This is a genomic window from Methylosarcina fibrata AML-C10, from assembly GCF_000372865.1.
In the GTDB taxonomy this organism is placed as follows: domain Bacteria; phylum Pseudomonadota; class Gammaproteobacteria; order Methylococcales; family Methylomonadaceae; genus Methylosarcina; species Methylosarcina fibrata.
In genome coordinates this window covers 1,939,134-1,951,769 of sequence record NZ_KB889965.1, presented here as the reverse complement: position 1 = coordinate 1,951,769, position 12,636 = coordinate 1,939,134, and the positions used below count along the sequence as shown (strand labels likewise).

Annotated in this window: 8 protein-coding genes; 2 read left to right on the top strand and 6 right to left on the bottom strand. The window is 57.5% G+C overall.

The features are described 5' to 3' along the window. The first annotated feature begins 7 nt into the window (after positions 1 to 7). Together sucD and A3OW_RS0109255 are read left to right on the top strand one after the other, a co-directional pair. Complete coding sequence (gene sucD / locus A3OW_RS0109260; protein ID WP_020563160.1) at positions 8 to 895, top strand: succinate--CoA ligase subunit alpha; 888 nt, start codon at positions 8 to 10, stop codon at positions 893 to 895. 180 nt (positions 896 to 1,075) lie between these two features. Then, positions 1,076 to 1,879, top strand: coding sequence for a DUF4410 domain-containing protein (locus tag A3OW_RS0109255; protein ID WP_020563159.1), 804 nt, complete (start codon positions 1,076 to 1,078; stop codon positions 1,877 to 1,879). Between the two features lie 66 nt (positions 1,880 to 1,945). Here the strand turns inward: A3OW_RS0109255 and A3OW_RS0109250 are convergent, their stop codons facing one another. From A3OW_RS0109250 to mgtA, 6 genes are all read right to left on the bottom strand, one after another. Further along, positions 1,946 to 2,293 carry a hypothetical protein gene (locus A3OW_RS0109250; RefSeq protein WP_020563158.1) on the bottom strand — a complete coding sequence of 116 codons (348 nt, stop codon included), beginning with the start codon at positions 2,291 to 2,293 and terminating at the stop codon, positions 1,946 to 1,948. Further along, positions 2,290 to 3,954, bottom strand: a complete 1,665-nt coding sequence (locus tag A3OW_RS0109245; protein WP_020563157.1) for an ArnT family glycosyltransferase — start codon at positions 3,952 to 3,954, stop codon at positions 2,290 to 2,292. The genes A3OW_RS0109250 and A3OW_RS0109245 overlap by 4 nt, the downstream gene beginning before the upstream one ends. A 241-nt stretch (positions 3,955 to 4,195) precedes the next feature. Continuing rightward, positions 4,196 to 5,527, bottom strand: a complete 1,332-nt coding sequence (locus A3OW_RS0109235) for a TolC family protein (RefSeq protein ID WP_020563155.1) — start codon at positions 5,525 to 5,527, stop codon at positions 4,196 to 4,198. Continuing rightward, positions 5,524 to 8,628, bottom strand: coding sequence for an efflux RND transporter permease subunit (locus A3OW_RS0109230; RefSeq protein WP_020563154.1), 3,105 nt, complete (start codon positions 8,626 to 8,628; stop codon positions 5,524 to 5,526). The genes A3OW_RS0109235 and A3OW_RS0109230 overlap by 4 nt, the downstream gene beginning before the upstream one ends. 9 nt (positions 8,629 to 8,637) lie before the next feature. Beyond that, positions 8,638 to 9,828, bottom strand: a complete 1,191-nt coding sequence (locus tag A3OW_RS0109225) for an efflux RND transporter periplasmic adaptor subunit (RefSeq protein ID WP_020563153.1) — start codon at positions 9,826 to 9,828, stop codon at positions 8,638 to 8,640. 203 nt (positions 9,829 to 10,031) lie between these two features. After that, positions 10,032 to 12,575 carry a magnesium-translocating P-type ATPase gene (mgtA, locus tag A3OW_RS0109220; RefSeq protein WP_020563152.1) on the bottom strand — a complete coding sequence of 848 codons (2,544 nt, stop codon included), beginning with the start codon at positions 12,573 to 12,575 and terminating at the stop codon, positions 10,032 to 10,034. Positions 12,576 to 12,636: the final 61 nt, after the last annotated feature.

Sequence of the window (12,636 nt, the reverse complement as noted above, 5' to 3'; positions counted from 1 at the left end):
AATCGAAATGGCAATTTTTATTAACGAAAACACACGCATCATCGTTCAGGGTTTTACCGGAAAAATCGGTTCTTTTCATGCGCAGGACATGATCAACTACGGCTCCAGGGTGGTCGGCGGCGTCACTCCGGGCAAAGGCGGCCAGACTCATTTGGGCCTGCCGGTGTTCAACACGGTCAGGGAAGCCGTGCAAAAGACCGGCGCCGAAGCCAGCATCGTCTTCGTGCCCCCGGCTTTTGCCGCCGACTCGATCATGGAAGCGGCCGACGCTGGCATCCGATATTGCGTATCGATCACCGACGGCATTCCGACCCAGGACATGATGACGGTGAAAAATTTCCTGCGGCGTTTTCCGAAGGATCAGCGTATGGTTCTGACCGGACCGAACTGCGCCGGCACCATCAGCCCGGGCCGGACGATGCTGGGCATCATGCCCGGCCATATCTATAGGCAGGGCAGCGTCGGCATCGTCGGGCGCTCGGGAACCCTGGGCTACGAAGCCGCGGACCAGATGAAACGTCTCGGCATCGGCGTATCGACGTCGGTCGGCATCGGCGGCGATCCGATCAACGGCAGCTCGCACCGCGACATTTTCGAACAATTCGAGCAGGATCCCGAAACCAAGGTGGTCCTGATGATCGGCGAAATCGGCGGCCCGCAGGAAGTGGAAGCCGGGCTGTTCGCGAAAGAACACATGACCAAGCCGGTCGTCGCTTACATCGCTGGGCTTACCGCGCCCGAAGGCCGCCGCATGGGCCATGCCGGAGCGATCATTTCATCGGCCGGAGAAAGCGCCGCCGAAAAAGTGGCGATACTGAGGGAGCTTGGCGTCACCATCTGTCCGACGCCGGCGGCGATGGGAGCGACCGTGGCCGAGGTGCTGTCGAAGCTGTAAACGACGTGCCGACTTCCGGTTTGGGATGGCGGCGACGTCATCCCTGACGATCAGTTCATAAGATGCCTGGCGGTGTTCATAAAGGATCTTTTTGTTGTTTAACCGGGCGGGCGCTCATGCGGTGCCCGCCGGCTATCCTGCCGATGTGCCGACATCGCCGCGGGATGGGGGTAATGCTTTATGCTTTGTTTTCATAAATGGAATGATCTCGCGAAGAGCAAACATTCCAGTCTCTGTCTTATTTTTCTGATCGCCTGGACGGCCTTGATCGCAGGCTGCCAGACGACGGGCGGCAATCAGTCCTCTGGCGTGACGGGCGGTGTTGAAGTCCGGGGTGAACAATTGAAGGGCGCCTGGCCGGCCGAACTGCCGAGAACCGTTTATGTCAGCGACTTCGAACTTCAAGCCGAGCATGCGGAGGATCTCGAGGAAAGAGGAATCTTGCCCGGAGGACGCTTGAAAAAACCGGGAAAACGGCTGTCTCGTTCGTCGGCGGGGGCGAGTCCCGAGGAACAGGCCAGGAAGATTGTCGACGCCATGAGCCGGGGCCTGGTCGAAGAGCTCAATGAAAGAGGTTTGGCAGCCCGGCGTCTGACCGATCCGAAAGCGGCCTTGCCGAAAGAAGGCTGGCTGATTCAGGGCGTGTTCACCGAAACGGCTAAAGGCAGCCGGGTCAAGCGAGCCGTGATCGGCTTCGGCCGGGGGGCCTCCCGCATGGAAGCCCAGGTCGCCGTCAGCGATTTGAGCAGCCGGAATCCGAAAAATCCGTTCATCGTATTCGGTACCGTGAAAAAGCCCAAAAAGACGCCCGGGGCCGCGGCGGCCATGAATCCGTACGTCGCGGCCGCCAAATTCGTCATGGAAAAAAACGCCACCGAAAAAGACGTCCGGAAAACCGCGGGGCAGATCGCCGGCGAGATTCTGAAACATACGCAGAAATTCAAGGAACAGGCCGAATCCGGAGTGGAAAAGCCAAAACCGTAGCCCGGCGGAATCAGCGTTTTTTCGGATTTCCGAATGAGCGGCGTCTGTTCCATTCCTGCTTCGTCGCTAATTTTTGGGCCACGGCACCGACATCAAGATGATCAGCACGAAAGCGATCAGCAATACGGGCCAGAAAAAAGGCGCGAGAAAGGCAACGAATAAAAATGAAATGAACAGACTGGTCAGAAACAGCACCAGCCCGACGCCGAAAAAGAGCAATAGACCCAGGAAAACCGTCACCAGCATGACCACCAGCAAGGTGGGGATTACCGCCAGGCGAGCCAGAGGATCCGCAATCGGATGGCCATTGACGGTCAGCGCAAATTGACCGGTTTCAGGATGAAACAGATAAGCCAGCACAGCGATCAGGCCGCCCATCACCAGCAGTTTTACAATAAGCGGATGCTTTTTCATGGATTTTTACCGGACAACACGATCAGCCAGTCTTCACGATAAGGTTGCGCATAATCGATTTTAAACCGGCGGGCATTCATCTTTAGAGAAGAATTGATGAAAATGACGTGGCCGTTCGGATGTTGAGCCAGCCACCCGCCCATTTCGCCTGTTTTGATGACGGTCAAAGGCGCTTCCAGGCGCATCAGAAACTCAAATTGTCCGTCGTATTCGCCGGCCCAGACGAGCGGTTCGCCGTCTTTGAAATAAGCGCTTAAAGGCCGGACGGCCGATTGTAAATCATACGCATTGCCGGTGGAGCTGAAAAAACCGGCCAGGCTGGCGGTCAGGCCCAGAACGACGGCGACCGCATAATGATAAGGGGTTGTGCGGCGAGTTTTCAGCGCCAACATTATTCCGCCCAGACCGATCGACAGAATGATCCAGGCCCACCATGCCTTTCTATTGTCCAGCCAATAGTATAATTTGAGGCCCGGTATCGCGGGCAATGTCAGCAATAAAATTCCGGCCGCGCCGATGACCAGATAGGGCAAAAGGTCGCCTGGCCGGAATTCGAATTTTTCAGTCCCCGATATCCGGCTCAGCAGCAAGGCCAGCGCCGGCATGAGCGGCAGCAAATAATGGATCTGTTTGCCGCTGATCAGCGAAAAGCCGACAAAGCCGGAAGCAAACCAGAGAAGACAGAAACGGAACGCCGGATCTTCCAGACGAACGGAACGAAACGCTTGCCGCCATAGCCTGGGCCAGAAAAACCAGGGAAACAGAATAACCGGAGCCCACGTCAGATACCACCCGATGGGCCGGCGGTGCGCAAAACTGTTGATCATCCGGTCCACCGTCTGATGCCACAGCAGAGTTCCGCCGTAATTTTCCCCCGCTGATTGAATCGCCGGAATGGCCCAGCACAAGGCCATGGCAATGCCTCCGAAAAGCGCCAGGCCGCCGTGCAGATACCAGCGGGCAGCCTGAGTCTGGGCGGTCCCGCTCCAGAGCCCGCCCAGTAAATACGGCATCAAGAGATAAACAAACACCGCCGGTCCTTTCGTCAGCAGGCCCAGTCCGCAGCCCAGCGCAAACAGCGTCCAGTGTCTCCATGACAGCGTCCCGGACGCTTTAATCAAGCCGGTCATCGCCAGCAATACGCACAATACCAGCAGCGTATCGAACATGGCGCCGTTCATGAACGCGCCCCAGATCAGGCTGCCCAGCAGCAGCCAGGGGGCCATGCGCGCGCACGCTTCGTTGCCGGGCCACAGCAAAGAGGCCAGATATCGGACCCAGTACAGAGAGGCCAGCCCGCAAAGCGGAGAGATCAGCAGCAGCCACGGCTCATTGACGCCGAACAGGCTCCAGCCGAGATTGTATAGCCAGAAAAGCAAGGGCGGCTTGTGATGATAGGGAACTCCGTTTAGATGCGGCACCAGAAAATCATGCCGGCTCCACATTTCCCAGGCGACCGCGGCATAACGGGTTTCATCCAGCGGAATCAGGTGGTGATAGCAAAGATTGACGGAGGTGAGCAGCAACCAGCCAGCCAGGATGTCGAAACGGCGGGCCTGTTTCAGAAATTTGGAAAATAGCGCCGGCGTGTTGCCGGCAGGGCGAAAGGAGATTGTTTCGCCAGAGGGTTCAATTTTTGCGGAGGTCGATGCTTCTACCATGGGATCCCTTTAAAATCGGCTATACCCGGGTGATTCATCTTTTATGCCAACTTTATCTGTTGAGCATGAGTATATAAGTTATTAATAAATAAATGATTTATTTTTAAAAATGAATCGTGCCGTATAAAAGGGCGATTCGGCGCGGTTGAAATAAACCGCGCGAGTTGAAATGAACCATGAACTGGGCGCCGGCCGCGACCACTCCGTGCCCAACGTCCTGTAACGCGTTTAGCAAAACCGCCTATCCGCCGTTTCCTGGGGCCGCTGCGGAAGTTTCGTCGGCAGTGTCCAGATAATTCAGTAATTGACCGGACGTCCTGAGCGCTTCCAGTTCGGCTTCCGTTTCGGCCTGAATCAAATCGACCTCGGTCAGGCGCATTTCGGTCCGTGACCGGTAAGAATCGAGCAATTCCAGAATGGTGCCTTTGCCGAAGCGGTAGGCCGCTTCGCCCATCGATTTGAGTCCGGATAATTTCGACAGCACCTCCTTTTCGAATTTGAGCCGGGTCTCCCTACGGCGTACCAGGAGGCCGGCAGCGCGTTCGATGGCCACGCGGGTGCGGGAAGCCGTGTAGTCGTATTCCAGCCTGGCTGCCAGTTTGGCGGCTTCGGCGCGGGCCATTCCGCCCTGGTTGCGGTCGAAGATCGGCACTTCCACGGAAACTCCGGCGAACGTCGTGTTGCTGTAAGGACTGTCGGTATAAGCCGTCCCGACCTGTACCGAAACGTCCGGCCAACGTTCTCGCCTCGCTTTTTCCAGACCGGCTTCGGCGGCGGTTTCGCTGCGCTCGGCGGCGATAAGATCCGGGTTGGCGCGTATCGCTTCGGCCAGGAGTTTTTGCGCATCGGCCGGTACGCCCAACACCGTCAGTTTGCCGGCCGCAGCCGGTTTCCAGTTCGGCAGGCCCAGCAGGACGGCCAGATCGCCGGACGATTCCGCCAGATCGCTTCGTGCCGTTTCCAGTCGGGTCGCGATGCCGCTGGCTTCGACGCCGATACGCAAGGCATCGTACGCGCTGGCGTTGCCGGCTTCCTTGCGGCCGCCGACGATGGCCGTCAAGCGATTCATCTCGCGTGCGGTTTCTTCCAGAACGGCGACTCGTTCCTGGCCCGCCAGCAATTTAACGAACAACCGCCGCGTTTCGTGAACCAATGCCGCGTATTCGGCTTCGACGTCCGCTTCGGCCGCACTGACGCCTTTTTCCGCCGCTTCGATGCGGGCGCCGCGTTGGCCCGCAATTAACAGCGGCATTTCCATGGTGACCTGTTCCTGGACGTTCCCCTCGAACATGGTGTTCCGGCTTCCGCCGACCAGATCGTAGCGACCGTAACTGACGGTCGGATTGGGCAGAACGCCGGCGGCAACCACTTCGGCCCGGGCCGCTTCGATGCGTTGCAGGATAACCGCAAAGCGCGGACTTTTTTCACGCACGATGTCGAGCAACTCGCCGAGCGTGACCGGGACCGGCGCCGATTCGGCGGACGACGCCGGCGCCGGTCCGGCGAGCACATACAGCAGCAATAAACAGGATAAGACCGGCAAACGCCGCTCCGGAAAAAACCACATTTTCATGACGCATCCTGGATTTCGTCGGCTTCCTCCGGCGTGATCAATCGTTTCGGAGTGATGTAGGAATAAATGACCGGCAGCACGAACATCGCCACGAAAAACGTGGTCAACATGCCGCCGACGATGACGATCGCGAACGGCTGCTGAGTCTCGCTGCCGATGCCGGTCGAAACGGCCATCGGCAGGAGGCCCAGCAAGGCCAGCAACGAAGCCATCAGGACCGGCCGCAAGCGATCGGTCGCACCGTTCAATACCGCATCGACCAAGCTCTGGCCGTCACGCCGGTTTTGTTCGGTGGCGCTCAATACGAGCAGCCCCATCAGCGAAACCTGGCCCAACAGCGCGATAAATCCGATCGTTGCGCTGACCGACAAGGCGATGCCGGACAGCAGCAACACGAATACGCCGCCGGTCATCGCGAACGGCACGGACAACAGAATCGCCAGGGCGCTGCGGGCCGACTGCAGCGCGCTGTACAGCAGGCCGAGCACGATCAGCACCGCGATCGGTACGATCACCGCCAGCCGTCCCATCGCGCGCTGCTGGTTTTCGAATTCCCCGCCCCACGCCAGAAAATGGTTTTCGGGAACTTTGACCCTGGCTTCGACGAGCGACTGGGCTTCATGCACCACGGTGCCGAGATCGCGTCCTTCGACGTTGAATTTCAGCGCCAGAAAGCGGCGGTTGGCTTCCCGTTCGATCGAAGTCCGTCCGCGTTCGATGAAGAGGTCGGCGACTTCCCGCAGCGGAATGCGCGCGCCGATGGGCGTCGGGAGCATCAGATTGCCGATCTGCTCGACGTTCGCATGCTCTCCCGTCGGCAGAATGACTCGAACCGGGACCGGCCGTTCTCCCTGCCATAAATCGGTCACCACTTTTCCCGCGAGGCTGGTCTCGATCGCATCCTGGGCCGCATCGACCGTGATTCCCTGGCGCGCCAAAGCGGGCCGGTTCAGGCGGATTTGCAGTTGCGGCACCTGGGATTCGCGGTACAGGTCCAGATCGGTCACGCCGGGCTCGTCTTTCAGCACGTCTTTGGCGGCCTCCAGCGTCGTCCGCATTTTTTTCAGATCGTCGCCGTAGATTTTCAATACCACCTTGCCGCGTACGCCGCTGACCGCTTCTTCGACGTTGTCCTTGATCGGCTGGGAAAAATTGAAGCGGACGCCCGGAATCGCGGTCAGCGATGCCCGCATCGCATCGACCAGGCGCTCCTTGTGCCATCCTGGCGGCCATTGATCGCGGGGTTTCAGATGGACGAACGTTTCGCTCATGTTCACGCCTTCATTGTCGGTGCCGTCCTCCGAGCGTCCTTGCTGGCTCAAAATGCCTTTGACCTCGGGGAACGCCAGCAGTTTTTCACGCATGTCGAGCAAGATTTCCTGCCCTTTGTCCAGCGAGATGCTCGCCGGCATTTCGACAAAAATATGGATGTCGCCTTCGTCGAGTTCCGGCAAAAACTCGGTGCCCAGGCGGCTCGCCGCCAACGCTCCGCTGATCAGTAAAATGGCCGCGGCTGCCAAGGTCAGGCGGCGTTGCCCGAGAGCCCGGATCAACAGTCGGCGATAGGCGCCGCGGATTTTCACCAGAAACCGCGGCTCTTCGATCATGGCCTGTTTAGGATGAATCAGGGCGGCGCAAAGCGCGGGCACCAAAGTCAAGGCAAAAATCAGGCCGCCTACCAGGGCGAAGCTGTAGGTCAGCGCCAAGGGCCGGAAGATGCGGCCTTCGACCCGTTCGAGAGTGAACACCGGAAGCAACGCCGCGATGATGATCAACATGGCGAAAAAGGCAGGTTTTGCAACGTCGAACGCCGAATCGACGATCAATTTGACCATTTCGTGATGGGTGCGGGGCCGCTGTCGCGTCGCCTGGTGGATGACGTTTTCCACGAGGACCACGGCGCCGTCGAGAATAATGCCGAAATCGATCGCTCCCATCGAAATCAAATTGGCGGGAAGCCCGAGCTGATAGAGCCCGGCAAAGGCTACCAGCAGCGACAGCGGAATCACCACGGCGACGATCAGGGAGCCGCGGACGCTGCGCAAAAACAGCCAGACGACGCCAACAACCAGCAGGAAGCCGTGCAGAAGATTGTCGTAAACGGTGTGCAGCGTATTGTGGACCAGTTCCGTTCTGTCCAGAAAAGGCTCTATCTTCATACCTTTCGGCAAGATGCGTTGATTCAGATCCGCCACTTTTTCATGCACGGCCTCCAGGACCACGGAAGGGTTTTCTCCGCGCCGCAGCAGCACGATGCCCTCGACCGCTTCGTTTGCTCTGTTCAGACCTACCGTGCCCTGCCGCGGGGTATAGGACTGGACGAGGCGGGCGACGTTGCCGACGGTGACGGGTGTGCCTTCTTTGCTTTTCAGCACAATGCTGCGGATTTCATCCGGCCGGCTTAAAAAGCCCACGCCGCGCACGACGATCTGCTGGTCGCCGTGCCGCAGATAACCGGCGCCGACGTTTCGGTTCGATTGAGCGATGGCCTGATTGACGTCTTCCAACGTCAAACCGAACGATTCCAGCCGAACCGGATCGATTTCGACATAAAATTCCTTATAGAGACCTCCGAAAGTCAGCACGTCGGCGACGCCGGGAACCTGCTTCAGGACGCGGGAGACGTTCCATTCCATTTCGGAGCGCAGGTCGTACAACGAGTGGCGGTCGCTGACCACGATGAATTTATAGATTTCCCCGAGCGGCGTGTAATCGGGCGCCAGCACCGGCATCACGCCGTCCGGCAGTTCCGCGCCGGCAAGCCGCTGCGAAATGAGCGTGCGCGAGTGGAAGCTGTCGGCGTCGTCGTCGAAAGTCATGGTGATCAACGACAGGCCGAACAGACTCTGGCTGCGCATTTGCAGCATTTGCGGGGTGCCGTTCAGGACGCGCTCGAGCGGTACTGTGACCTGCCGCTCGACTTCTTCCGGCGCATAGCCCGGCATCAGGGAAATGACCGTCACTTGGGTATTGGTTACGTCCGGGTAGGATTCAATCGGCGTCTGAACATAGGCATGTACGCCAAACAGAGCAATGACGGCGGTTATCACAATAGCCGCCATCCGCCGATGCACGCAAAACTCTATGAGCAATTTCAGCATACGGCGTCTCTACAGCAGCATGGCGGCTTCGCCGTCGATCAACAGCGCGCCGCTCACTACGACGCGCTCGCCGACCGACAAGCCTTTCAGAATCGGTATCAAACCTTCCTGCGCTTGACCGATCTGCACGATTCTCGATTCGAAGACCCCGGGCGACTTCTGGATATAGACAAGGGTCGTTTTGCCGTCGCGAATCAGGATCGCCGAAGGCGGTAAAAAAATATGGCCGGGACCGGAGGTCTCAATCAAAGCTCGTGCATACATGCCGGGACGCAGCGCAACTTTAGCGTCGTCGGGCTCGATAAATACCGCGGCCCGGCGGAGATCGCTTTGAATCGCTGCGCTTTCCGCTACTACATGGCCGTGGATCGGGTCGGGCAATGAAGCCAGCTCGATAACGACTTTGGCGCCTTTTTCGACCAGCGCCAGATCTCGTTCGAAGACGTCCGCCACGATCCAGGCGGCGGAAGGTTCGCCCAGATCGAATAACGGCGAGCCGTTACCGACTGTAGCTCCCACCGAAACGTAGGCTTTTAGCACCATGCTGTCGAAAGGTGCCCGCACGGTGACCTCATCCGCGATGCCGCTGCCGAGCAAATGCAAAAAATCCCGGCTTCGTTCAAGATCCGTACGAGCCTGTTTCAATTGCGTTGCCGCTTCGACCCGTTCGATTTCGAGTCCCACTCCCGCTCGTTGCATCTCAAGCTGCCGCCGGTAACGATCTTCGGCCCGGGCAAGTTCGGCTACCGCACGGGCATAATCCGAGCGCATCTGCGTCGCCTCGACGCTGGATAAAGTCGCCAGGGGGGCGCCCGCCTTGATTCTGTCGCCAACCTGAACATAGATCTTGGTGATTCGTCCCGCCACTATGGTTCCTGTCGTCGAAATCGCCTTGGCTTGAAAATCCACGTGCGCAGGCGCAGAGATGACGCCGCCGAGAGACTCGGCCTTGACTTCCTGCACTTCAATATAAGGAATCGACTCGGGACGAAGAGTAACGGTTCTGCTGCCGGGCGAGCCTTCGGGCTTTGATTCGGCAGGTCCAGGCGACGTTTCGGTGGTGGCCGGCGGTTTTTGCGACGACGAGGGCATCCGGTCGGACTCGCGTCCACTGCATGCCGTTACCAGGAGAAACGTTAAAAAGTAAGGGAAAAACCCCAGCTTCTTGAAAAAAGCGTTCCGAAAAAATGGGTTTTTCATATCCAGAATGAAGCAATCCATTGAAAAGGGAAAAACAATTGAAAGAGAGTTAAAAATATTGAAACGATATTATAAGTTAACGGCGGACCTGCTTCAAACCCGAACTCCGGGTTCCATGCAATATTTGGACGTGCCGTATTTCGTCGCTTCATGGCGTGAGCCTTGATTGCATTTGCATTATCCGGAGAAAATCAGGTGGTAGGTTAAAGCTGCGTTCCTCGATAAAACAGCCGTTTCGCCGCTTCTGCGGTGATCATATAAGACAGGACGATGACTCCGAGCATGCCCAGGGTCGGCAAGGGCAGCGGCTGAAAGCCGATCAGCGGCGCAAGCGGAAGGTAAGGCAAGGCTAAAGTCAAACCGACGATCATCCAGGTGGTAATCGTCAAATAGTTGCCGGGACGGCTTTTGAAGACGGGTTTTTTACTGCGTACGACGAAAATGATCAAGGCGGCGGATATCACCGATTCCAGAAACCAGCCGGTGCGGAATTGTTCGAGAGGCACCTGTAGCCACAGCAGCAGGCCGAACGTCATGTAATCGAAAATGGAACTGACGAAGCCGAAAGTGACCATGAATTTCTTGATGAATCGGATATTCCAGCGCCGAGGCTGGGCCACCATGTCGGAGTCTACGCGATCCGATGCGATGGTCATTTCCGGAAAATCGGTCAGCAGATTGGTCAAAAGGATCTGCTTGGGCAACAACGGCAGAAAGGGCAGGATGAGCGAGGCGCCGGCCATGCTGAACATATTGCCGAAATTGGCGCTGGTCGCCATGAATACATATTTTAACGTATTGGCGAAAGTAATCCGGCCTTCCTTGACGCCTTGCAACAACACGTCCAGATTCTTTTCCAGGAGCACGATCTGGGCGGTTTCCTTGGCGACGTCGGCCGCGCTGTCGACCGAAATGCCGACGTCGGCCGCGTGCAAAGCCGATACGTCGTTAATGCCGTCGCCCATGTAACCGACCACGAAGCCGGCTTGTTTCAAGGCAAGAATAATGCGTTCCTTCTGGTTGGGTTCGACTTCCGCGAACACGTTGATCTCGGGCATCAGATTGATCAGCGCGTTTCCGCTCATTTGCGCGATTTCCGGACCGGTCAGGATTTTAGCGCCATCGAGGCCCAATTCCCGGCTGACGGTTTCGGCTACCCAACGGTTGTCTCCGGTGATGATTTTCAGGGTCACGCCCAGTTGCCCGAGCTGCCGGATGGTTTGGGCGCAGTTGGCTTTCGGCGGGTCGAACAGCGTGAGAAAACCCAAGAAAAGCATGTCCTTTTCTTCCTCTTTAACGTTTTCCCGTTTTTCGGCCAGGGGTTTGTAAGCGACGCCCAAGGTACGGAGTCCCTGCGCACTGAAGGCCTCATAGTGCTGTTGAATGGACTCCCGAACTTCCTCGATGTCGGCCAGGGTGCCGTCGCCGTTTTCGACCTGCGTGCAAGCGGCCAGCACATTGGCTAGCGCGCCTTTGGTAATGAGCACCTCCGTGCCCGAGTCGGAAACCAGTACGCTCAAGCGTTTACGATAAAAATCGTAAGGCACTTCGGCGAGTTTGCGGTAATGGCCGACGTCGAACGCCAGAGCGCCGCGGACCGCTTCATCGATGGGATTTGCGAAGCCCGTTTCAAAACAGGAATTCAGATAGGCATAGCGCGATACTTTATCGCTGGGGTTGCCTGCGGCATCGAGAGCGCCCTTGACGTGAACGATGCCTTCGGTCAGGGTGCCGGTTTTATCCGAGCACAAAACGTTCATGCTGCCGAAATTCTCGATGGAAGTTAACTGTTTGACGATGACTTTTTCCTCGGCCATGCGCTTGGCGCCGTGAGCCAGATTGATGCTGATCACGGCCGGCAACAATTGCGGAGTCAGCCCTACCGCCAGCGCAAGCGCGAACAGGAAAGAGTCGATCACCGGTTTGTGCAGATACACGTTGACCGCGAAAATGAGGATGACCAGAATTAAAGTGACTTCCATCAGCAAATAACCGAAGTGCCGGATGCCGCGTTCGAAATCCGTTTCGGGCGCTTTGCGCCGGATGCGTTCCGATAATTTGCCGAATTCGGTGCGTGGTCCGGTGGCGACGACCAGCGCTTTCGCTTCGCCGCTTTGGACGTGCGTTCCCATCCACAGCGCATTGTTGCGTTTGCCGAGCGGAGCATCGGCGGCGACCGTTCCCGGCGATTTTTCGACCGGATAGCTTTCTCCGGACAGCATGGCTTCGTCGATGAACAGATGATCGGCTGCCAATAACAGGCAATCGGCCGGAATGACGTCTCCGGCCTTGAGCACGACGACATCGCCCGGCACCAGTTCGTCGGGCCACGTTTCCAATATCCGGTTGTCGCGCAGCACCGTCACCTTGACCCGGACCAGCGCGAGCAATTTGTCCACCGCATCGGCCGCGCTTTGTTCCTGCCAGAATCCCAGAATGCCGCTGATCAATACAATGATCGAAATAATGACGGCGTCGATTCGGTCGTGCAGGAAAAAGGACAATCCCGTGGCGAACAGCAAAATCAGGATAATGGAACTTTTAAACTGGGCCAAAAACAGCCGCCAGGGCCCCGTTTTCTTTTTACCGTTCAATCGGTTGGCGCCGAAGCGTTGCAAACGTTTTTCCGCTTCCCGTTGAGCCAGACCTTGCGGCGTGGCGTGCAGCCGCTCCATATGCTCGTCAACGGTAATGGCCCAAAAAGCAGCATCTTGTCGGGTTGGCGAAGGCTTTCGCTGAAAATTCATAGGGGCTCGATGGTCGGGTAATCGGAAAAACGTTTTCCTTGTTAGATTGTAAAGTAAAGTT